Genomic DNA, 23,182 nt, shown 5'->3' with positions numbered 1-23,182 from the left:
CGCGGATCGTTCACTCATCCTGCCTGCGCAAATCCAGGAGCAAATCGACCAGTTCTGCGACACACTCTGGCTGGAAGACGGCCTGGCGAAAAATTCTCTGGAAGCGTATCGGCGGGATTTGCGCTTTTTTGCGGAATGGCTGTATTCCCAGCGCCAAAAACACTTGTATCAAGCCGATGACGTTGATATTGCGAGTTATATTGCACACAAACATGTGCTGTCCAAAGCAACTTCTGCGAACCGCAGGATGACCGTGCTGAAACGATTTTACCGGCTGGCGTTTCGTCAAAACCTGATACCGGCCAATCCGTGTACAAAACTCAGATCGGCCAAACAGGCCAGCCGTTTGCCGCATACCCTGAGCGAAGCGCAAGTCGAAGCCTTGCTGCAAGCACCCGACGACAGCACCCCGCATGGCTTGCGCGACCGCACCATGCTGGAGGTCTTATATGCATGCGGCCTAAGGGTCACCGAACTGGTGACGCTGCGCTCACTCGAGGTCAGCCTGAATGATGGCGTATTGCGCATCACCGGCAAAGGCAGCAAGACGCGTCTGGTACCGTTTGGCGAAGTTGCCAGAATGTGGATAGAACGCTATCTGCAAGACGCAAGACCGCAAATTCTGAATGGACAAATCGATGACGCCTTGTTCGTCACCGCCCGCGGCGGTGCCATGACCCGCCAGATGTTCTGGATATTGATTAAAAAATATGCCGAACTGGCAGGTATTAAGGTGCCGCTGTCGCCGCACACCTTGCGCCACGCATTCGCCACGCATTTACTGAACCACGGCGCTGATTTACGCGTAGTCCAGTTGCTGCTCGGCCATTCGGATATTTCGACGACACAGATCTATACCCATGTGGCGAAAGAGCGCTTGAAGAAGCTGCATGCTTTGCATCATCCCAGGGGGTGAAGGATCGGTGCAAACGGTGATGTAGTGGTGACATAGAGATATAATTATTTTTATTATTAAATTTGGTGACGAGACCATCTTGGCTAAAAAAGAACATGTATCGGTCACGCAAGCGACGCAATTTTTGCGTAAGCATAAAGCGGTATTTTCAGAGCATCCGTATGCCTATGAAGAGCACGGCGGGACTTCAGTCTCTGCGCGTGAATTGGGCGTTGATGAGCATTGCGTCGTCAAGACTTTGGTTATGCAAGACGAAGCAGCCAAGCCTTTGATTGTGTTGATGCATGGTGACCGTAAAGTATCGACCAAGAATCTGGCGCGCCAGATTGGGTGTAAAGCGGTGGAGCCGTGCAAGCCTGAGATAGCGCAAAAACATTCGGGTTATCTGGTCGGCGGGACTTCGCCGTTCGGTACAAAAAAACAGATGCCTGTGTATGTAGAAGAAAGCATCCTGGCGTTAGACAAAATGTATATCAATGGCGGTCAACGCGGCTACCTGGTCGGGATCGCGCCAGATTTATTGACTAGCTTGTTGCAGGCGCAGCCAGTGCAATGCGCGCTTGACGATTAAAATTTCACTTGCCTGGCAATTCATTTGCTCATTTCAATCAAAAATTCAAATAAACTGCGGTACGTTTTTACATAATTAAAAGGAATCGAATGACTACTTTGCTTGCGGTAATGGCCGCTTACCTGATTGGATCGATCTCATTTGCTGTCGTGGTCAGTAAAGGTTTTGGTCTGGCTGATCCGCGTACTTATGGATCCAAAAATCCCGGGGCGACCAATGTACTGCGTAGCGGCAACAAGGCGGCAGCTGTTTTGACCTTGTTCGGCGATGGATTTAAAGGCTGGCTGGCAGTCTGGCTGGCGATGACCTATGGGCCGCAATTTGATTTGAGCGATAACGCAGTGGGCCTGGTGGCGATCGCCGTTTTTCTCGGGCATTTGTGGCCGGTCTTTTTTAAATTTGTCGGCGGTAAAGGCGTTGCAACTGCGTTGGGCGTGTTGCTTGGGCTGAATCCCTGGCTGGGGCTTGCTACTTTGGCGACATGGCTGATCATTGCCTTTGCATTCCGCTATTCATCTTTAGCGGCCTTGATGGCGGCTATTTTTGCGCCTTTTTATTATGGCTTCTTGTTTGGGCCGGATATTAAATTGCTGGCGATTTTTGTGATGAGCGGCTTGTTGATTTATCGCCATGGTCAGAACATTACGAATCTGATGAACGGCAAAGAGAGTAAGCTTGGCAGTAAAAAGAAGTAATGACTATGAATGTTTTCCATGTTTTGGAAAGGAAACATTCTGTTTTTATCGTCAGGGAAATAATTGTTTGTCACCTAAGATGAAATCGTTGCTGCATTAAAAATTCCTACCGGAGACTCATCATGTTCAAAAAAATAGCGGCTGCAATTTGTGCGTTCTCCTTTTTCTTGTGCATGCCTGTATTGGCTGCCGAACATGGCACCGCCAACGAAGCAAAAGCCATGGTGCAAAAAACCATAGATGCAATGAAAAAATCCGGTGTGCAGGCAACGATAGCTGAGATCAATAAACATGATGGACAATACTCGGATAAAGATTTGTATGTCGTGGTTTACGATTTAAACGGCAAAAACCTGGCGCATCTGAATCCGCGCATGATCGGTAAGGATATGATAGATCTCAAAGACGAAGACGGTAAATTCTTTATCAAAGAGCGGCTGGACATTGCGAAGAAAAAAGGCAGCGGCTGGCAGGATTATAAATTCCTGAATCCGCTGAGCAAGCAAATTGAACCTAAGTCCATGTATATAGAAAAATATCAGGACGTGATCGTCGGTTGCGGGATTTATAAGTAGCGGCAATAAGTAGCCATAATTAGCGGTTAGCCGCCACTGATTTTGCAAGATGCCGCTGAAGATTCCGGCACTTGAACTTAAAATCTCGACTTAAGCCGCCTCTAATTCATGCAAAGGCCAACGCGGTCTTACATTAAAACTATAGTCCCGTTTTGCCAGGGCGGGATTTTTTTTGAGTCGCATTGCGCCTGCAAAGGCAATCATCGCGCCGTTATCGGTGCAGAATTCCAGCTCAGGATAAAACACCTGAAAACGTCGCTTGGTCGCGGCCGCATTCAGGGCGGCGCGCAATTGACTGTTTGCGCCGACGCCACCCGCAATGACCAGTCGTTTCATACTATGTTCTTTCATTGCCGTGACGCATTTTGCGACCAGCACGTCGACCAGCGCATCGACAAAGCCGCGTGCGATATTCGCCTTATCCTGTTCGCAGATATTCGCGGGATGACTTTTGACGACGGTCAGTACCGCGGTTTTTAAGCCGGAGAAACTGAAATTCAAATCCTTGGAATGCAGCATCGGACGCGGGAATTTATAAGCAAGCGGATCGCCAAATTCCGCCAGGCGCGAGATCGCTGGCCCACCGGGATAGGACAGGCCCAACAGCTTGGCGGATTTATCAAATGCTTCGCCCGCTGCATCATCGAGCGTCTCGCCCAGTAGCTGATATTGACCGACGCCATCGACCCGCATCAATTGTGTATGCCCACCCGATACCAGTAAGGCGATAAACGGGAATGCCGGCGGCTTGCTCGCCAATAATGGCGACAGCAAATGACCTTCGAGGTGGTGGATGCCCAGTACCGGCTTATCTAAGGCCAGTCCCAATCCGCAAGCAACCGAAGCACCGACCAGCAAAGCGCCAGCCAGACCCGGTCCCTGGGTATATGCAATGGCATCAATCTCATTGCGCGATAGCTGTGCTTTGGTCAGCACCTCTTCCAATAAGGGAAGCGCCCGCCGTATATGGTCGCGCGACGCCAGCTCGGGTACCACGCCACCGTATTCCTGGTGCATGGCGATTTGCGAATGCAGTGCATGCGACAACAAACCGCGTTCGGTGTCATACAGCGCGAGACCAGTTTCATCGCAGGAGGATTCAAGACCTAGAACTATCATGATGTTTTCTACAGGCAGATGCCAAAGTGGAGCGATTCTTGCATGCAAATGTAACGATGCAAGTAGTTAAGAGCAGGATTATAGCGATAACGAGTGGACATTGATGAATAAGCCGCATTTTCCAGAGTCAGACGCGCTACCACCGAGTTTGAAGATCGTGGTGGTCAACACCGTGATTTTGTATGAGGATGAGCAAGACCCGCATGCGCAGGCGCAACTCGCGCGTTCGCGGGCGCTACGCATAGGCTTGCTGCAGGCGGGTTACAACATTATCGCGGTGATCCCTGGCGATCTGTATATGAGCGAGCGTATCGCCCAGCTGCAACCGGATATGATCATCATCGATGCCGAATCGGATTCGCGTGACGTGCTTGAACACATGGTCATGGCGACCCGCGATGCGCCCAGGCCGATTGTGCTGTTCACCGAAGACGGCAACCAGTCGGATATGGCCGCTGCGATGGAAGCCGGCGTATCGGCCTATGTGGTCGCCGGTCTGCATAGCGAACGGATCAAGCCTGTATTGGATGTGGCGATGGCCCGCTTTAATGCCGACCAGAAGCTGCGCTCCGAATTGTCCGACACCAAGGCCAAGCTGGCCGAGCGCAAGACCATAGAGCGCGCCAAAGGCTTGCTGATGGAGCGTCATCAATTGTCTGAGAACGAGGCGTATCAAAAATTACGCAAACAGGCGATGGAAAAAAATCTGAAGCTGGTCGATCTGGCGCAGAGGGTGTTGGACGTGGCGGACTTGCTGGGTTGATCGGACTAGTACTGCGCTGTGAGCAAGTGTGGTGCGGCGCACAAAATAAGTGCGAAATCCCTCCCTAAAGCGACGCATCGGCGGCGGTCATTCAGTTCTTGACTGATCCTGACACACGATTCCCTCCGCATATCTTCCTGAAAATAATCTGGCACAGCAATTGCATAACAGGGAATAAGCGCCAACGATGGCGCACTTGTGAATCAGGCCAACGGCGGTCGATTCGCATCAGACAAAGGTGTCTTCCCACGCAAACAACTTGTTTGCTGGTAAGGCGCCTTTTTTTTGTCCACAAATTATCCAGCTGGAGTGCAGACATGTTGAAGCAACAGACATCTACCAAACCTGAAGGCGATCAAGATGAGAAAGCAATTAATCAAAAACGTCGCAGCCTCGTGCAAAGTGCCGGCTTGTTTGCAGGAGCCAGCGCAATGGGATTAGCGACCGGCGGTGTGTGGGCGGCTGGCTCGGACAAGCCGGAGAAGGAGGAAGTCAGGATCGGCTTCATTCCCCTGACCGACTGCGCTTCAGTCGTGATGGCATCGGTGCTTGGCTTCGACAAAAAATACGGCATCAAAATCGTCCCGACGAAAGAATCGTCGTGGGCCAGCGTGCGCGACAAATTAGTCAACGGCGAACTCGACGCAGCGCATTGCCTGTACGGCTTGCTGTATGGCGTACAAATGGGCGTCAGCGGCAGCAGGAAAGACATGAACGTCCTGATGACCCTGAATAACAATGGACAGGCGATCACGCTATCTAAAAAGCTGGCAGAAAAAGGCGCGGTTGATGGCACCGCCCTCGCCAAGCTGATGCAAACCGACAAGCGCGAATACACGTTTGCCCAAACTTTTCCGACCGGCACCCACGCCATGTGGCTGTACTACTGGATGGCGGCACACGGCATCAATCCGATGAAAGACGCCAAAGTCATCACCGTGCCGCCGCCGCAGATGGTGGCGAATATGCGGGTCGGCAACATGGATGGCTATTGCGTCGGTGAGCCGTGGAATCACCGCGCGATTGCCGATGGCATAGGCATCACTGCGGCCACCACGCAAGACATCTGGAAAGACCATCCGGAAAAAGTATTGGGCACCACCGCCGAATTCGTGCAGAAATACCCGAACACCGCCAGAGCCATGACGGCTGCGATTCTCGAGGCCAGTCGCTGGATCGACGCCTCTCTGCTGAACAAAAACAAGATGGCGGAAACCATTGCCGATAAATCCTATGTCAACACCTCGGTCGATGTGATCAATCAGCGGATTCTCGGCCGCTACCAGAACGGCCTGGGCAAGACCTGGGATGATCCTAACTACATGAAGTTCTTCAATGATGGCGCGGTGAATTTCCCTTACCTGTCGGACGGCATGTGGTTCCTGACGCAGCACAAGCGCTGGGGTTTGCTGAAGACCGATCCCGATTATCTGGCGGTAGCCAAGGCCGTGAATCGCATCGATATCTACAAGGATGCGGCGGCGATGGCGAAAGTCAGCGTGCCAAAAGAGGTCATGCGCACCAGCAAACTGATGGACGGCACGGTCTGGGATGGCAAGAATCCGGCGGCCTATGCCGCGTCGTTCAAGATCAAAGCCTGAGGAGTCGTGATGAACACCATGGTACAAGGCGTGATACGTGAAACACGTGAACCTGCCAAGTCAGCGACCGGGCATGCGCCGGAACAAGTCGCAGCAACTCCAGCAGCGGCTGCTGGCAGCACTGCCATCACGCCCATTGCGAAGGAGCATAAGGTGAAACTGAAGCGCTCTATCCGGCCGTTTTTGTTAAGCGTGCTGCCGCCTTTATTCGGTATAGGATTCCTGATACTGGTCTGGGAAATTATCGCGGTTAAAAATTCGGCATTCCCATCGCCCTGGGTGACTTTACAGGAAGCGATCAGGGTGTTCTCCGATCCTTTTTATCAGAAAGGACCAAACGATCAGGGTATAGGATGGAATATTTATGCTTCGCTGAAACGGGTCGCAGTCGGCTTTGGTCTGGCCGCCGCAGCCGGTATTCCGCTGGGCTTTTTGATAGGCCGGTTTCGCTTTTTGTCCGGCATGTTCAATCCGATTATCAGCTTGCTGAAACCGGTGTCGCCGCTGGCATGGTTGCCGATCGGTCTGCTGGTATTTAAATCCGCCCATCCGGCCGCAATCTGGTCGATCTTTATCTGCTCTATCTGGCCGATGATCATCAACACGGCGATCGGCGTACAGCGTGTGCCGCAGGATTATATGAACGTGGCACGCGTACTGAATTTGTCCGAATGGAAAATCGTCACCAAGATTTTATTCCCGTCCGTTTTGCCTTATATGCTGACCGGCGTACGGCTGGCGATCGGTACCGCATGGCTGGTCATTGTCGCGGCCGAGATGCTGACCGGCGGCGTCGGGATAGGATTCTGGGTCTGGGATGAATGGAATAATCTGAACGTACCTCACATCATCATTGCGATTATCGTCATCGGTTTAGTCGGCTTGGTTCTGGAACAAATCCTGGTTGCGATCGCTCGCGCCTTCACTTACGAAGAGGTAGCCTCATGAGCCCATCTGAACATATGGCAGAAACGCTGTCCAAGGATCCGGCAGGCGATCAAAAGTATATCGAGATCAATCAGGTCGAGATGATGTTCAATACCAGGAAGGGCAATTTTCATGCTTTACGCGATATCAATCTCAAGGTGCGTAAAGGTGAATTCATTACCCTGATCGGTCACTCCGGTTGCGGCAAATCGACCTTGTTGAATCTGATCGCCGGACTCACCGAAGCGACTTCCGGGACTTTGCTATGCGCCCATCGCGAAATCGCCGGCCCTTCGCCGGAGCGCGGCGTGGTATTCCAAAATCACTCCTTGCTGCCGTGGTTGACCTGCTACGAAAATATCTATCTGGCAGTGGAGCGGGTTTTCGGCGCTACGGAAAATAAAACCAAACTGCAAAAACGTACGCTACAGGCTTTGTCGCTGGTGGGTCTGATGCATGCAGAAAAAAAACGTCCGAATGAAATTTCAGGCGGGATGAAGCAGCGTGTCGGCATCGCTCGGGCGTTGGCGATTGAACCCAAAGTGCTGCTGATGGACGAACCGTTCGGCGCACTCGATGCACTCACGCGCGCGCATTTGCAAGATGAGTTGTTGAAAATTGTCGCCAAGACGCAATCGACCGTGGTGATGGTCACCCACGATGTCGACGAGGCGGTGTTGCTGTCAGACCGTATCGTGATGATGACGAATGGTCCAGCCGCCACGATCGGTGAGATTCTAAGCGTTAAGCTGGAGAGGCCGCGCGACCGGGTCGCGTTGTCGCAACATCCTCAGTATGCGGAATATCGTAGCGCTGTACTGGAGTTCCTGTACCACCGCCAGTCGCATCCGGCCAGGGATGCGGCTTGATCAAATTTATCCGGCACAAGCAATTCTTCATTGCCAATGAAACTGCTAGGGCGTGTCTGCATAGGCATGTCCTGGCAGTTTCACTCTGACCATCTCCTCGGCGTTACCACAAAGCCTATAATGTGCTCCTTGTCTCTGTCCGTTATTATGTAGTTCGCAAACAAGTGAGGGCAGAGCGCTAAAACCCATTCAGAACACCTGGTCGCCACAGAATCTTGCATGTCTATCCGCCCTCTCAAACCATTTAGTCTGTTTGCCGTCACCTGGCCCATCCTGATAGAGCAGCTCTCGCATATTCTGCCGGGCATGATCGATACCTTTATGGTCAGTCATCTCGGTGATGCCGCCGTCGCCGGACTGGCGGTGGCGAATCAGATCGTGGTGTTTTTTATCGTTTTATTTTCATTTGTCGCCATCGGTTGCAGCGTGGTGATCACCCACTATCTGGGCGCCAGAGATACTGCCGGCGCTGAACGGGTTGCGGCAACCGCAGTCGGGGCGAATTTCTGGTTGGGGACTGTGGTCAGTTTGCTGACTTTCGGTTTTTCTTCCGGGATGCTGGGCTTGCTGCATTTGCCCCCGGGCCTGATGCCGTACGCACAACCGTTCCTGGCATTGATGGGCGGCACCTTGTTTTTAGAGGCGCTGAATATTGCGTTTGGTGCAGTGCTGCGCGCGCATGGCCGCACGCGCGACGTTATGGTCGTGACAGTGGGCATGAATGTACTGAATATCGGGCTGAATTTCGTCCTGATTTTTGGCATGTTGGGTTTTCCCCGACTGGGCGTAGTGGGGGCTGCCTTGTCTACCGTGATCAGTCGCGCACTGGCTTGCCTGGCATTCGGCTGGCTGATGCAAAAACGCACGCAATGGCATTTGCGTTTGACATCGTTCTGGCGTTTTTCCAGCGATGCCTTGAACAAGGTACTGCATATTGGCTTGCCCGCCGCCGGTGAGAATCTGTGCTGGTGGACCAGTTTCATGGTGATTACGTATTTCGTCGGACAAATGGGCGAAACCGCGCTGGCGACATTTTCCTATGCGATGCAATTGTCGATGGTCATGATGATGGTCGGCCTGTCGATCGGGATCGGTACCGAAATCATGATCGGTCATATGATCGGCGCTGGCCAGATCGATGCGGCCTACCGCCAGTTATTGCGCAGCTTGCGGGTCGGGCTGGCGGTGACGGTGGTCTCTACCTGTGTCGTGGTATTTTTTGCGCCGCAATTGCTGGGATTGTTTTCCAGTAATCCGGTCATCGTTGCCGGCGGCGCCTGGCTGTTACGCATCAGCCTGGTTCTGGAGCCTGGCCGCACCTTCAATCTGGTCGTGATCAATTCGCTGCGTGCGACCGGCGATGCACGTTTTCCGGTGCTGATGGGAATCTGCTCCATGTGGGGACTGGCTGTGCCGCTGGCATGGTTCCTTGGCCTGCATATCGGCTGGGGCTTGACCGGTGTATGGATCGCTTTTGCCATCGATGAGTGGGTGCGCGGCAGCAGTATGTATTTACGCTGGAAAAGCCGGGTCTGGGAAAAACACGCGCTAGCGACACGGCACGCTGTGGTCGCGCAAACCGGCTGATGCGCGTCAGCGATGGCGCCGCAGCCGGTAAACGGAGATGCAGGCAGAACGGATCAGCGTACCATCAGCACGTACAGCAATAGCAAATTCAGAATAATCGATGTCGTGGCAATCGCACGCCAGACCCCGGCCGGATCGCGCTTGGCCAATGATTGCGCGGCGGGTGCAGCCAGCGGTCTGCTGGCACCGCGTTCCAGTGCCAGTAAAAATTCTTCGGCCGTCTCAAAACGATCAGGACAATCGCGTGCCACCGCTTTAAGCAGCACGTTTTCCAGCCACAATGGCAGGTCGGGGCGATAGCGGGTCGGCGGTGTAGGCTGCGCAAATTTAGGGCGCTGGAATGGCTCGATTTCGCCGTACGGATAATGCCGGGTGAGCAGGTAGTACAGGGTGACGCCGGTCGCATACAGATCGGTCTGGCGCGATGCCGTCTCGCCCTGAAATTGTTCCGGCGCCAGGAAAGACGGCGTGCCTGCCATGCTGGTACTGGCACTCAGATTTTTGTCTTTGGCATCGAGTCCTGATTGCGCTACCCCTAGATCCAGAATGCGGATTTCATCATCCTCGCCGAGATGGACATTGGCGGGTTTGATATCACGGTGCAGGATGCTGCGGCGATGTAGCGCACCGACCGCGCGCACCAATTTGCTGCCGTAGGCAATCACTTCGGGAATCGTAAAATGCTGACCGGCATCCATGCGACGTTGCAAAGAATCGCCGGCATGCCAGGTAGTCAGGTAGTACAAAAAATTCTTATGTTCGGGACTGATCACTTGCGGGAAAAAACGCGCCACGACTTTTTTTGCCAGCCAGGCTTCATGCGCAAATGCCGAGATTTCCATCGCATCGTTAGCCCGGTCGGGATGCAGCGTCTTGAGCACCAGCGTCCGGTGTTGCACCGGATCGGTGACGCGATATAACAGCGTCGCTGCCGAACTATGAATGATGTCTTCAATCAGATAGCCGTCGAGGCTTTGCCCCGGCTTCATTTTGGGTGGTACTGGCAACGTGCGCAACTGCGACAGGGCATCGCGCAGATCGCCTTCAGGCAAGCTGCTGATCTTGATGATCATGGCGCTGGCATTGTCTTGCGAGCCTGACTTGAGGGCCGCGTCTGTCAGGGTTTGCGCAGCTTGTTCCGGGCTCAGTCCGGCATGCGCGACCTGCTGCATGACGTCGCTCAGATCGTATTCGGTCATGGCTGCCCAGACGCCGTCGCTGGCGAGCAGGAACACGTCGTTGAGCTTGAGCTCACCCATGCCATGATCGAGTGCCAGCCGGCTATCCAGACCGATGGCGCGGGTCAGTACGTGCTGCATTTCCGGCCTGTCCCAGACATGATCCTGCGTCAGTTTTTGCAACTGGGCATCACGGTATAAATAACAGCGGGTATCGCCGACATGCGCGGTGTAATACATGCGGCCGCGCAGCACCAGCGCGGTCAGCGTGCTCGCCATGCCTGCGAGCTCTTTGCGCACCGAGCCTTGCTGTTGCACCCAGCTATTGATGGCGACCAGCACGCGCTCCAGGGCGGTGGTGATTTCCCAGGTGTCGGGCGTCGCGTAATAATCGGTCAGCAAACCGCGCACCGCGTATTCCGATGCTTCGCGCCCGCCTTCATTGCCAGAAACGCCATCGGCAATGGCGGCGATCACGCCCTTGGTTGATAGTTCCGGTTCGTTGGGCGTGACCATGCCGACAAAGTCTTCATTGCGCGGTCTGACCCCCGCAACTGAATGATGGCCGGTGCTGACGGTGAGTGGCATAAATTATTAAAGCCCTTAAAGCCTCTCATCACAGAGACGCAGAGGAAAAGTAAGAGGAAAACCAGAAAGCGCAGAACAGTCGTATTTCTTTACCTACGAAAAAATCTCTCATTACTAGGACTTACGCAAAACGACAAGCTGTTTACCATAGTCCAGATTGAACCCGCATGCTGGATGCAGCTTTCAGAGACATTCCGTGCCAACAGGCGCACCCGGCTTGCGGGTTCATTTGAATAGCAAATCGCTATAGAGTCGGTTGTTCTCCTGTCTTTCTCTGTGTCTCCGTGTCTCTGTGGTGAGAGGTTTTCGTTTTTGCGTAAGTCTTGGTTACAACAGATGCAGAGAAAAATCTTCGCTTTGCTTTTCTCTTTGAATCTCTGTGTTTTTATGTTGAGTGGTTCTCAACTTCAGATCTTCGCCGTAGTCATCGCAGCAGAACCCCAGGTAGTACGCCAGCGCTTTTTCACCAATGATAAACCGATCAGCGCAATGATCGCCAGACTGGCAAAAATCGTCAAACCGAGTTGATAGCTGCCGGTCATTTGACGCGAGTATCCCATGCTCGCCGCCAGGTAAAAGCCGCCGATGCCGCCTGCCATGCCGACCAGGCCGGTCATGACGCCCATCTCTTTACGGAAGCGTTGCGGCACCAGCTGGAACACCGCGCCATTACCGGTACCGAGTGCCAGCATCGCGATGACGAACACCACCACCGCCGTCATGGCTGACTGCAGGCCGGTACTTGCGATGAACAGAAAGGTCGCGGCGATCACATACATCACCGATAAAGTTTTGATGCCGCCGATACGATCGGCGATCCGCCCGCCCATAGGGCGCACCAGGGAACCGGCGAATACGCAGGCGGCGGTAAAGTAGCCGGCCATCACCGGCGTCAAACCGTATTGCGTGTTGAAATAAATCGTCAAGGTCGATGCCAGCCCGGAGAAGCCGCCGAAGGTCACGCTATAAAAAAACATGAACCACCAGGCATCCTTGTCTTTCAATACCGCCAGATATTCCCCCAGCGACTTGGTCGGGATATCGCCCGGGGCGTCTTTGGCAAATACCAGATACACGACCAAAGCGATCAGCAAGGGGATCATCGCCAGGCCAAACACATTTTGCCAGCCGAAGGCAATCGCCAATGCCGGTGCAAACAGGGCAGCGAAAGCGGTGCCGGAATTGCCCGCACCGGCAATCCCCAATGCCGTTCCCTGATGCTCGGGCGGGTACCAGCGCGAGGCCAGCGGCAGCGCCACCGCGAAGGCTGCACCGGCCACGCCGAGGATGATGCCGAGGAACAGCAATTGTTCATAGCTATGTAAATTACCCAGCCAGGCCCAGCTTAATCCGCATAGCACGACGACCTGGCCGATGATGCCGGCCTTCTTGGGTTTCAGGTGATCCACCAGCATTCCCATCACGATGCGCAGCAGCGCACCGGCCAGCAGCGGTGTTGCGACCATCAAGCCTTTCTGTGCGGCGCTCAATCCCAAGTCTTTCGAGATTTGTATACCGAGTGGTCCTAACAGTACCCAGACCATAAAACTCAGGTCGAAATAAAAGAAGGCGGCGAGTAGCGTGGGAGTGTGTCCCGCTTTCCAGAAAGAGGTTTTCTGCATGATTGCTCCAAAAGTGAATGCTAATGCCCCTTGCAAGTGCCATGCCACCTGATCGTGCAAAATCAGGCAAACGATTGCGGGCAAAATTGAAGCAAATCTTATAGGGGCAGGGATATGTTGCGGCGTGGATGTGCTGTATTTGTGCGACGCACCAACATTGGTGATGTCTCGCCTCTTTTAAGTGCGTTGCAGGTTGTTTCGGCTTTGGATTGGTGAGACTGATGAAAATTCCTGTGATCAGATGTGATGCAAGGAAAGGTTTGCGTTGAAACGGAAATTAACCCGGCAGATGTTAGCCGTTCTTTATACAGGCGTACAAAAATACCGGCAGGCAGTTATGTACACAAAGACCTTATTTCGTATAAATCTGTGCAAAAAATCAACTGGCATTGCTCTTGCTTAGTCATCGGTAGAGACAAGTAAAGGAGTTAGCCATGAAGAAATTGAAGTTAGTGATGGTCGGTAACGGTATGGCCGGTGTGCGTACCCTGGAAGAGTTGCTGAAGATTGCCCCCGACCTGTATGACATCACGGTATTCGGTGCCGAGCCGCATGCCAATTACAATCGCATCCTGCTGTCGCCGGTATTGTCGGGTGAGCAGGACTTCAAAGACATCATGCTCAATGACGTCGATTGGTACGAAGAAAATAATATCACCCTGCATCTCGGCAAAAAGATCGTCAAGATTGATCGCGTCAAGCGCCTGGTGATCGCCGCAGACGGCACCCAGACGGAATATGACCGCTTGCTGATCGCGACTGGCTCGGTGCCGTTCATGCTGCCGGTGCCAGGCAAGGATGCCAAAGGCGTCATCGCCTATCGCGACATCTACGACACCAACACCATGATAGAAGCTGCCGAGAAGCACACGCATGCAGTCGTCATCGGCGGCGGCTTGCTGGGGCTGGAAGCGGCGAACGGCCTGATGATGCGCGGCATGAAGGTGTCGGTGGTGCATTTGCCCGGCTGGCTGATGGAGCGCCAGCTCGATCAGGTTGCCGCCAGGATGCTGCAAAAATCGCTGGAAGACCGCGGCCTCTCCTTCTTGCTGGAAAAAAATACCGAAGCGATCTTAAGCGATGACAACGGTCATGTAAAAGGCATCCGCTTTACCGATGGGCTGGAGATTCCCGCGCAGCTGATCGTCATGGCCGTCGGTATCCGTCCGAATACGGCACTGGCAGAATCCGCCGGCCTGTACTGCAATCGCGGTATCGTCGTCAACGACACCATGCAGACTTACGACCCGCGGATTTATTCCGTCGGCGAATGCGTGAACCATCGCGGCACGGTGTACGGCCTGGTCGCGCCTCTGTTCGAAATGGGCAAGGTCTGCGCGAATCACCTGGCGAATTTCGGGATTGGTCGCTATCAAGGTTCGGTCACCTCGACCAAGCTCAAAGTCACGGGGATTGACCTGTTCTCCGCCGGTGAATTCATGGGTGGCAAAGACACCGAAGAAATTATCCTGTCCGACCCTATAGGCGGCGTCTACAAGAAGCTGGTGCTCAAAGACGATAAGCTGATCGGCGCCTGTTTGTACGGCGATACCGCCGACGGTAGCTGGTACTTCAAGTTACTGCGCGAAGGTAAGAACATTGCCGAGATCCGCGATAGCCTGATGTTCGGCGAATCGAATACCGGCGACGTCGGTCACGAAGGCTTCACCAAAGCCGCTGCCATGCCGGACACCGCGGAAGTCTGCGGCTGTAACGGTGTCTGCAAAGGCAAGATCGTCAGCACGATTAAAGAAAAAGGCTTATTGACACTCGATGAAGTGCGCAAGCACACCAAGGCATCCGCCTCTTGCGGCTCCTGCACCGGTTTGGTGGAACAGATTCTGATGTTCACGGTCGGTAGCGATTACAGCGACAGGGCTAAAGTCAAAGCCATGTGCAGCTGTACCGATCACTCGCATCAGGAAGTCCGCGACGCGATCAGGGAACATAAATTATTGACCGTTGCCGCGACCCAGAAATTCATGGAATGGCGCACGCCGGACGGTTGTTCGAGCTGCCGCCCTGCGATCAATTACTACCTGATTTCGACCTGGCCGCGCGAAGCCAAGGACGATCCGCAATCGCGTTTCATCAATGAACGCTCGCATGCGAACATCCAGAAGGACGGCACTTACTCCGTGATTCCGCGCATGTGGGGTGGCGAGACCAATGCCTCTGAACTGCGCAGGATTGCCGACGTCGTCGATAAATTTAAAATCCCGACAGTCAAAGTCACCGGCGGTCAGCGTATCGATTTGCTGGGCGTTAAAAAAGAAGATCTGCGTGCAGTCTGGCACGATCTCGGCATGCCCTCGGGCCTGGCCTATGCCAAGGGTTTGCGCACCGTCAAAACTTGCGTAGGCAGCGAATGGTGCCGCATGGGCACGCAAAATTCGACCTTGATGGGACAGCAGCTAGAACGTGAACTGGCGCGCATGTATTCGCCGCATAAGGTCAAGCTGGCCGTATCGGGTTGTCCGCGTAATTGCGCCGAAGCCGGCATCAAAGACGTCGGTGTGATCGGGGTCGAGTCGGGCTGGGAAGTGTATGTCGGCGGTAACGGCGGGATTAAAACCGAAGTCGCACAGTTCTTCGTCAAGCTCAAAACCCACCAGGAAGTCATGGAATATACCGGCGCTTTCCTGCAACTGTATCGGGAAGAAGGCTGGTACCTGGAACGCACTGTGCACTACCTCGAACGCGTTGGTCTCGATCATGTGAAGAAGATCGTGCTCGAAGACGAGGAGCGTCGCAAAGAGTTGTATCAACGCCTGCTGTTCGCGCTGGAAGGCGAGAGCGATCCATGGCACGAGCCAGAGAAAGCGCACGTCGATACCCGCCAGTTTGAGATGCTGTCCGCGTCTTGATCCGCCCTGATAAAAATTCGTAGGGTGCGCCGTGCGCACCGGAACACCGCAACGGGTGCGCAAGCCGCACTCTACGCGAGAGATGAAAAGGAAACGCCATGTCCGAACAATGGAAACCTATCTGCAAAGTCGATGACATCCCGGTGCTCGGCGCACGGGTAGTCACACGCAGCGCCAAGCCCGATGTGGCGATTTTTCGTAATAGTGAAAACAAGGTCTTCGCCCTGTTAGACAAATGTCCGCACAAAGGCGGCCCGCTGTCGCAAGGCATCGTGTTCGGTGAAAAAGTCGCTTGTCCGCTGCATAACTGGAACATCGAATTACCCACCGGTTGCGCGGTTGCCCCGGATGAAGGCTGCGCACAAAAATTTGCGCTGAAAATCGAGAACGATCAGGTATTCCTGGATGCAGAAGAGTTGAGAAGCCTGGCACTCGATACCGTGAGCGCCTGATGCATGGCGGGCTTGTGCATGCATCAACGGCGCTTGTAGCGACAGACAAGCGCCTGCGCAAATCTGTCACGATGAATCACAACCAGCCGCGATATCGCAATAAGCACTCGATTTAATATACTCCCATTATTTTTAATAAAACCATGCAGATTCCGCATATTTTTACTGGTTTTATAAAAAATACTAGATCGGAGTATATTGTTTTTGTCTTCTCAAGAAGGGTAAGCACATGACCGAAACACTAGCCACCTGTTGTTATTGCGGGGTAGGTTGCGGTGTCATTATCCAGACCGATGGCCAGCAAGTGACCGGCGTGCGCGGCGATCCGGATCATCCTGCGAATTTCGGCCGTTTATGCAGCAAAGGCAGCACCTTGCATCTGTCGGCGCAACCGGCGGTCAGGCTGCAAACGCGCGCCCTGTATCCGGAGCTGCGTGCCAACCGCGGGCAAGCGCGTGCCAGAGTCGATTGGGACAGCGCGCTGAACAGCATGGCGCAGCAATTCGCCGACACGATCAAGACGCACGGCCCTGACAGCGTGGCATTTTATATTTCCGGTCAACTGCTGACCGAGGATTACTACGTTTTTAACAAGCTCGCCAAAGGCTTGATCGGCACCAACAACATCGACAGCAATTCGCGCCTGTGCATGTCGAGTGCGGTTGCCGGCTATAAGCAGACGCTGGGCGCCGATGCGCCGCCGGCCTGCTATGAAGATCTGGATCTGGCAGAAGTCATTTTTATCGTAGGCTCGAATACCGCTTACGCCCATCCGATTCTGTATCGCCGCATAGAAGAAGCGCGCAAGAATAATCCTGCGCTTAAAGTCATCGTCGCCGATCCGCGCCGCACCGATACAGCGCGCGAAGCCGACTTGTTCCTGCCTATCTTGCCCGGTACCGATGTCGCCTTATTCAACGGCATGCTGCATCTGTGCCTGTGGGAAGATCTGATCGATAACGAGTACATCGTTGCGCATACCGAAGGCTTTGCAGAACTCAAGCAAACCGTGCGTGACTACACGCCGACATTTGTGGCCCAGACCTGCGGCATCAGCGAAACCGACCTGGTGCAAGCGGCCCGCTGGTTTGGTCAGTCGAAAGCCGCACTGTCGCTGTATTGCCAGGGCTTGAATCAATCGGCCTCGGGTACTGCAAAAAATGCCGCGCTGATCAACCTGCATCTCGCTACCCATCAAATCGGCAAACCGGGCGCAGGACCCTTCTCGCTGACCGGGCAACCGAATGCCATGGGCGGTCGTGAAGTCGGCGGCATGGCGAACCTGATGTCGGCTCACAGAGATTTAGCCAACCCCGCGCATCGCGCCGAAATCGCCGCGCTGTGGGGCGTCTCCGAGGTGCCGGCAACGCCGGGAAAAACTGCAGTAGAAATGTTCGAGGCAGTGCGTACCGGCGAGATCAAAATTATCTGGATCGTCTGCACCAATCCGGCCCAATCGATGCCCGAGCAAAATTTGATACGCGCGGCACTGAACAAGGCCGAACTGGTGATTGTGCAAGAAGCCTATAGCACCACCGCGACCGTGCCTTATGCCGATATCTTATTGCCGGCCACCACCTGGTCGGAGAAATCCGGCACGGTCACCAATTCCGAACGCCGCATTACCCGCGTTAATCCGGCATTGGATAAGCCGGGCGAGACCAGGCACGATTGGGAAATTGCCACCGCGTTTGCGCGCAAACTGGAAGCCCTGTTAGGTAAAACCAGCTCGATTTTTCCTTACGAAACACCGGAGCAGGTCTGGAATGAACACCGCGAAAGCACCCGCGGGCGCGACCTCGATATCACCGGATTATCGTATGCAATTCTGGAACAGGCCGGCGCACAGCAGTGGCCTTATCCCGAAGGCGCCAACACCGGCAAGCAACGCTTGTATGAAGACGGCATCTTCCCGACGGCGAATGGACGTGCCCGCTTCGTCAATACGGTGTACCAGCCCGTCAAAGACACGGTCGATGCGCGTCATCCTTTCCAGCTTAATACCGGACGTTTGCGCGATCAATGGCATGGCATGAGCCGCACCGGTACCGTCGCCCAATTGTTTGCGCATGCGGCAGAGCCCGGCATTGCGATGTCTAAACAAGACATGGAGCGGCGCTTTTTGAATCAAGGCGACCTGGTGCATGTGACCAGCCGCCGCGGTTCGCAGATTTTTGCCGTACAAGAAAGCGATGAGATGCGTGCCGGCCAGGTGTTTGTCGCCATGCATTGGGGCGAAGAATATGTGTCCGGTCGCGGGCATGGCGAGAACGCCGGCTACGGCGTCAATGCCCTGACCTCACCGGCGATTGATCCCAGTTCCAAACAGCCGGAGCTGAAAGCGGCTGCCGTCAAAATCCTGAAAGCGGAATTACCCTGGCGCTTCCTGGTATTTGCCTGGGTCGATACCGGACAAGCCCTGACTTTGCAAAAAGCCTTGCGTCCTTACATGCGGCAGTTTGCCTACGCAACTTGCACCCTATTCGGTCGTGAAAAAACCGGCATCTTGTTCCGCGCTGCCGACGACTATGCGGCAACGCCGGAAGTGCAGCAGCAGATAGAGCAGCTGTTCGGTATCGCCGGTGCAGAAGTCCTGCGTTACGACGACAGCAAACGCGGTAATGCCAGACACATCATGGTCAAGGACGGCAAGCTGGCTGCGGTCTCGCTGGCGGGCGACGTTTCGGCAGAAAGCTGGCTGAAAGCTTACCTGGTGGACGAGGAACCCGTCGCCAAACTCGGTCGCCTGCTGCTGATGCCCAGCACCAGCGCTCCGCAAGGCTTTAAAGCCCGCGGTAAAGTCGTCTGCAGTTGCCTGAACGTCGCCGATACCGAAATCAATGGAGCGCTGACCGAGATGAGCGGCGCCGCCGATGAGTTACTGGCAGGCCTGCAATCGCGTCTGAAATGCGGCACGAATTGCGGTTCTTGCGTGCCGGAGCTGAAGAAGATGATCGTGATGCGGACTGCGGCGGTGGCGGCTTGATTGCTACGCACGCAGTTTGTCCACTGCACGGCGAATGGATTTGCTCTCTTATATCCGTTCGGTGTAACCTAGGGCCATGACACCTACCGATATTTCTCCGAATAAAGAAGCCTTTCCCGCCGCCCGGTTTATCAAAGAAATCGGGCGGGGCAAAGAAGGCGCCCGCAGCATGTCGCAAGACGATGCGCAATTGCTGTACAGCGCCATGCTGGATGCCCGTGTATCCGACCTGGAGATGGGCGGCATCTTGCTGGCGATGCGTATCAAGGGCGAATCGGTGCACGAGATCGCCGGTTTCATGGCGGCAGCGCAAGGACATGTGCTGGCACTGAATGCCCCATCAAATGCGCGGCATGCACCGGTGATCATCCCCAGTTATAACGGTGCCCGTAAGAAGGCGAATCTGACCCCCTTGCTGGCCTTGTTATTGGCGCGCCGAGGCGTTCCTGTGCTGGTGCATGGGGTGTTGACAGATGCCGGCCGGGTTGCGACTGCAGAAATTTTTGAGGCACTTGGCCACCCCTTGGCGCACTCCGCTGCCGAGGCTGAAACGCAAATGGCGCAACAGCAGCCGGCTTTTATATCGATTGATGCCTTGTCGCCTGCGATGACCCGCATCCTGGCGATGCGCAGGATATTGGGTGTGCGCAATTCCACGCATACCCTGGTCAAGATGCTGCAACCCTTTACCGGCGCGGCGTTGAGACTGACCTCGTATACGCATCCTGAATATCAGACGATGTTGCGGCATTATTTTTCCGAGGTCGCGCCGCATGAGCGTGGCGATGCTTTTTTAATGCGCGGTACCGAGGGCGAGACGGTTGCCAGCACAGGACGCGCACAGCAGATCGACTGGTTTCATGAAGGCCAATGTACCACGCTGGTGCAAACGCATCAGAGCTTGTCCGGCGAATTGCCGGATACGCCCGAGACTTGCGATGCCGCAACTACGGCGCGCTGGATACAGTCCGTGTTGGCGGGCGAGGTAGCGGTGCCCCCCAATATTGCAGATCAGGTCGAGCATTGCGTGCTGGTGGCAAAAATGCTGTGGGAAAGATCGGTATCCCGATAATTATCAGGACTTATGCAAGAACCAAAGCCTCTCACCACAGAGGCAGACACAGAGAAAAGGCGGGAGGGAAACCGGCTTCATAGGATTTCGACATTCAAGGGAACTTCTAAAAACCCTTGAATCGAGATGCAACGCTAGGCGCAAAACGCAGCAATACGTCGGTATTGCGAGGCTTTGTAACGACGCGATGCGCTCGAGTATGGGGTTTTTAGAAGTTACCTCAAATGAACCCGCAGGCTGGATGCGGCTTGCAGAGGCATTTCGTGCCAACAGGCACAGCCGGCTTGCGGATCCGTTTTAGGTTTTGCATAAGCCCCGTAGATGAAGGTTGAATGCTTACACCGCCCGCTAATACCGAGAATCGAATCCGCTAAGCAGGTGTATTGAATCGGCATAAAAAAAGCGCCGGGGGTAGTAAATAACCCCCGGCGCTTTTTGTTGCGATCCGCTGTTGCGTTCAGCTTAACTCAATCAGAAGTTGGCTTTGAACTGTACGCCGTAGCTACGCGGTTCGTTCAGAATACCTGTCAGATTGTTGAAGTCGATCGCCGCGATGACTTGTTGCTTATTGGTGATGTTGCGGCCATAAGCAGCCAGTTCATATTTGCCATCGGCCCATTTGTAACCAACGCGCAAGCCACCTTCCAGCAGCGATTTGGCTTTGTATTCTTTGGCTTCATATAAGAACATGTTGTAAGTGTCCTTGTATGCCCAGTCAGTGAATACATACAGATCGCCATTCGCGATAGGTGTGCTGTATTTCAGCGTGAAGTTGCCTACCCACTTCGGTGCGCGTGGCAATGAATTACCACCGATCAGAACCGTACCGGCGACAGGGCCTGCCGGATTCGTGACGGTACAGCCATTACCGCAAGGCGAGACGAACAGTTTGGAATCCTTGATTTCGGTATCGTTGTAGCTGACGCCGACAGTTGATTTCCAGTTGCGGCTCAAGTTAGCCTGCAGATCGACTTCAAAACCTTGGCCGGTTGCCTTGTCCGCATTGACCAGTTTGTTTTGATTGACGGCACCGCTGCCAGCGGTCAGTTGCAAGTCTTTGACGGTGTACTGGAATACTGTCGCCGTAATGCGCGCTGTATTACCTAGAATATCTTTTTTCACACCGGCTTCAAACGAAAGGGCTTTTTCGGAATTGGCAACGGAGATGTTGTCACCGAATAAGACGCGACCCTGGACACTCGGTGCGCGATAGCCGGTTGCGATACGGCCAAAGAAATTAGTGGTATTGTCAGCCGCAAAGTTGGCTCCCAGATCCCAACTAATGTTGGTGGAACTTGGATTGGCAGTCAGCACGGGCGTGTTTTTGCCGCCAAAAGGTGTCCAGGTACGTTGTGCATCAAAGTCTTTTTTGTCGCTGGTGTAACGTACGCCGCCACGCAATTTGAGTTGATCGCTGACGGCATAGTTGATCGAGCCAAAAGTTGCCCAGGATTTCGCATGCTGATGTTGTACCGCATAACCATCCTGCACATTGCCACCCAAAGAGTTGAAATCGAAACTATCGACTTGCAGATCTTCTTTGAAGTAGTAGACACCGGCGATCCATTGCAGCGGATCTTTGGTATTGGATTGCACGCGGAATTCTTGGGTAATCTGTTTCAGGTCAGGGATGCCGTCGGCGGTCTCTGCCGGGAAGGGAATAAAACCCGGTCCCATAGGTTGGGCAAATGAGGCGCCGTAGCCGCCATCCACGTCAGCGCGACTGTAGAACTTGGCCTTGTCGTAGGCGGTGATCGAATACAAAGTCATGCCGTCCAGATCCCAGCGCAGACGCATGCTGGCGCCGCTGGATGTCAGGGTCTGAACGTTGATGCCATCCGTTGGGTAGTTGCTGTAGTTGAAGCCTGGCACCAGTTCGTTCGTGCCTTTCTGGATAATGTTGGCACGGAACAGTGTGGCATTGCCGGACATGTCGCGACCATGCACATTGAACAGGGCACTGAATCCGCTATTCTTGTAAGCGAGCTGGAGACGACCTGCTTTGTCCTGATAACCTTCAAAATTCTTGGTGCCGGTACTGCGTGGATTCGTTACGCGGTCATCGCGTGATTGTGATTGACCGGAAAAACGCATTGCCCAGTCGCTGTTCAGAGGTACGTTAACGGCACCTTCGAGGTTAACCGCTTTGTCGTTGCCAAAGCCGACGTTGGCATAGCCTTCGAATACATTGGTTGGCTTGGTCGATTCGAATTTGATCACGCCAGCCGGAGAGTTGCGGCCAAACAGCGTGCCTTGCGGGCCGCGCAATACTTCAACCTGGTCGACGTCAAAAATCGGGAAGCCTTTCAAGATCGGGCTTTCCTGCACGACGTCGTCGTAGATCAGGCCAACCGGTTGCGATGCATTCAGGTCGAAGTCGGTATTGCCGAGGCCACGGATATAGAAACGTGGGAAAGAGCGGCCGAAATCGGATTCAATATTCAAGCTTGGCACGCGTGACGCCAGGAAGCGAATATCCTGGCCGCTGGCATTGTAGGTATCCAATGCCTCGCCCTTAATGGCAGAAATCGACATCGGCACATCTTTGATATTTTCTGAGCGGCGGTTGGCCGTGACGATCACGGTTTCTAATTGGGTGGAATCACTTTTTGCGTCGCCAGACTTGGCCTGGGCGAACGCGGCTTGCATAGGGAAGGCAGTCGCTACCGCAAGTGCCAGCAAGCTGAGCTTGATTGTTGGTTGTTGCATCTGATTCATCCTCTCGGTTAATTGAAACGACATCCGGTCAGGGAATTGGCGGGACTGATACTCGCCAATTGACTGACCAAAAACA

General features: G+C 54.1%; 17 protein-coding genes. 13 read left to right on the top strand and 4 right to left on the bottom strand.

Features of this window, described 5'->3' with window-relative positions:
• The first annotated feature begins 16 nt into the window (after positions 1-16).
• The 4 genes from xerD to LPB67_RS11880 all read left to right on the top strand — a co-directional run bounded on the left by xerD (position 17) and on the right by LPB67_RS11880 (position 2,757).
• Positions 17-916, top strand: coding sequence for a site-specific tyrosine recombinase XerD (gene xerD, locus LPB67_RS11895; RefSeq protein WP_262837809.1), 900 nt, complete (start codon positions 17-19; stop codon positions 914-916).
• Between the two features lie 79 nt (positions 917-995).
• Positions 996-1,487, top strand: a complete 492-nt coding sequence (ybaK, locus tag LPB67_RS11890) for a Cys-tRNA(Pro) deacylase (protein WP_262837475.1) — start codon at positions 996-998, stop codon at positions 1,485-1,487.
• Between the two features lie 89 nt (positions 1,488-1,576).
• Positions 1,577-2,182, top strand: a complete 606-nt coding sequence (plsY, locus tag LPB67_RS11885; RefSeq protein WP_262837474.1) for a glycerol-3-phosphate 1-O-acyltransferase PlsY — start codon at positions 1,577-1,579, stop codon at positions 2,180-2,182.
• 122 nt (positions 2,183-2,304) lie between these two features.
• A complete protein-coding gene (locus LPB67_RS11880) occupies positions 2,305-2,757 on the top strand; it encodes a cache domain-containing protein (RefSeq protein WP_262837473.1) in 453 nt (150 codons plus the stop codon).
• 90 nt (positions 2,758-2,847) lie between these two features.
• Here LPB67_RS11880 and tsaD read toward each other — a convergent pair whose 3' ends face one another.
• Positions 2,848-3,876, bottom strand: a complete 1,029-nt coding sequence (tsaD, locus tag LPB67_RS11875) for a tRNA (adenosine(37)-N6)-threonylcarbamoyltransferase complex transferase subunit TsaD (protein WP_262837472.1) — start codon at positions 3,874-3,876, stop codon at positions 2,848-2,850.
• A gap of 103 nt (positions 3,877-3,979) precedes the next feature.
• Between tsaD and LPB67_RS11870 the strand changes: the two genes are divergently transcribed.
• The 5 genes from LPB67_RS11870 (at position 3,980) to LPB67_RS11850 (ending at position 9,623) form a co-directional block, all read left to right on the top strand.
• The gene (locus LPB67_RS11870; RefSeq protein ID WP_262837471.1) at positions 3,980-4,639 is read left to right on the top strand and encodes an ANTAR domain-containing response regulator; all 660 of its coding nucleotides are present in this window, start codon (positions 3,980-3,982) and stop codon (positions 4,637-4,639) included.
• A gap of 317 nt (positions 4,640-4,956) precedes the next feature.
• Complete coding sequence (locus tag LPB67_RS11865; RefSeq protein ID WP_262837470.1) at positions 4,957-6,240, top strand: CmpA/NrtA family ABC transporter substrate-binding protein; 1,284 nt, start codon at positions 4,957-4,959, stop codon at positions 6,238-6,240.
• 18 nt (positions 6,241-6,258) lie between these two features.
• Entirely contained in the window at positions 6,259-7,188 is a 930-nt protein-coding gene (gene ntrB, locus LPB67_RS11860; RefSeq protein ID WP_410482741.1) for a nitrate ABC transporter permease, read from the top strand.
• A gap of 14 nt (positions 7,189-7,202) precedes the next feature.
• The gene (locus tag LPB67_RS11855) at positions 7,203-8,036 is read left to right on the top strand and encodes an ABC transporter ATP-binding protein (RefSeq protein WP_410482740.1); all 834 of its coding nucleotides are present in this window, start codon (positions 7,203-7,205) and stop codon (positions 8,034-8,036) included.
• Between the two features lie 219 nt (positions 8,037-8,255).
• The gene (locus tag LPB67_RS11850; RefSeq protein WP_262837464.1) at positions 8,256-9,623 is read left to right on the top strand and encodes an MATE family efflux transporter; all 1,368 of its coding nucleotides are present in this window, start codon (positions 8,256-8,258) and stop codon (positions 9,621-9,623) included.
• A 53-nt stretch (positions 9,624-9,676) separates the two neighbouring features.
• On the opposite strand, the gene LPB67_RS11845 is transcribed toward LPB67_RS11850, so the two are convergent.
• Both LPB67_RS11845 and LPB67_RS11840 read right to left on the bottom strand, forming a co-directional pair.
• The gene (locus LPB67_RS11845; protein WP_262837462.1) at positions 9,677-11,389 is read right to left on the bottom strand and encodes a bifunctional protein-serine/threonine kinase/phosphatase; all 1,713 of its coding nucleotides are present in this window, start codon (positions 11,387-11,389) and stop codon (positions 9,677-9,679) included.
• A gap of 407 nt (positions 11,390-11,796) precedes the next feature.
• A complete protein-coding gene (locus LPB67_RS11840; protein WP_262837461.1) occupies positions 11,797-13,011 on the bottom strand; it encodes a nitrate/nitrite transporter in 1,215 nt (404 codons plus the stop codon).
• A gap of 434 nt (positions 13,012-13,445) precedes the next feature.
• Between LPB67_RS11840 and nirB the strand changes: the two genes are divergently transcribed.
• The 4 genes from nirB to ybiB all read left to right on the top strand — a co-directional run bounded on the left by nirB (position 13,446) and on the right by ybiB (position 20,388).
• On the top strand, positions 13,446-15,878 hold the full coding sequence (gene nirB, locus LPB67_RS11835; protein ID WP_262837460.1) for a nitrite reductase large subunit NirB: 2,433 nt from the start codon (positions 13,446-13,448) through the stop codon (positions 15,876-15,878).
• A gap of 98 nt (positions 15,879-15,976) precedes the next feature.
• On the top strand, positions 15,977-16,330 hold the full coding sequence (gene nirD, locus LPB67_RS11830) for a nitrite reductase small subunit NirD (RefSeq protein WP_262837459.1): 354 nt from the start codon (positions 15,977-15,979) through the stop codon (positions 16,328-16,330).
• Positions 16,331-16,559: 229 nt separating this feature from the next.
• A complete protein-coding gene (locus tag LPB67_RS11825; protein WP_262837458.1) occupies positions 16,560-19,316 on the top strand; it encodes a nitrate reductase in 2,757 nt (918 codons plus the stop codon).
• A gap of 76 nt (positions 19,317-19,392) precedes the next feature.
• The gene (gene ybiB, locus LPB67_RS11820; protein WP_262837456.1) at positions 19,393-20,388 is read left to right on the top strand and encodes a DNA-binding protein YbiB; all 996 of its coding nucleotides are present in this window, start codon (positions 19,393-19,395) and stop codon (positions 20,386-20,388) included.
• Between the two features lie 471 nt (positions 20,389-20,859).
• Here ybiB and LPB67_RS11815 read toward each other — a convergent pair whose 3' ends face one another.
• Positions 20,860-23,106 (bottom strand): TonB-dependent receptor, encoded by a 2,247-nt coding sequence (locus LPB67_RS11815; RefSeq protein WP_410482739.1) that lies wholly within the window; start codon positions 23,104-23,106, stop codon positions 20,860-20,862.
• Positions 23,107-23,182 lie beyond the last annotated feature (76 nt).

The sequence above is a fragment of the Undibacterium sp. Jales W-56 genome (genome assembly GCF_025548535.1).
Classification (GTDB): Bacteria; Pseudomonadota; Gammaproteobacteria; order Burkholderiales; family Burkholderiaceae_D; genus Undibacterium.
Note: the sequence above shows the minus strand (reverse complement) of the source record. Positions and strands in the feature narration are given on the sequence as shown.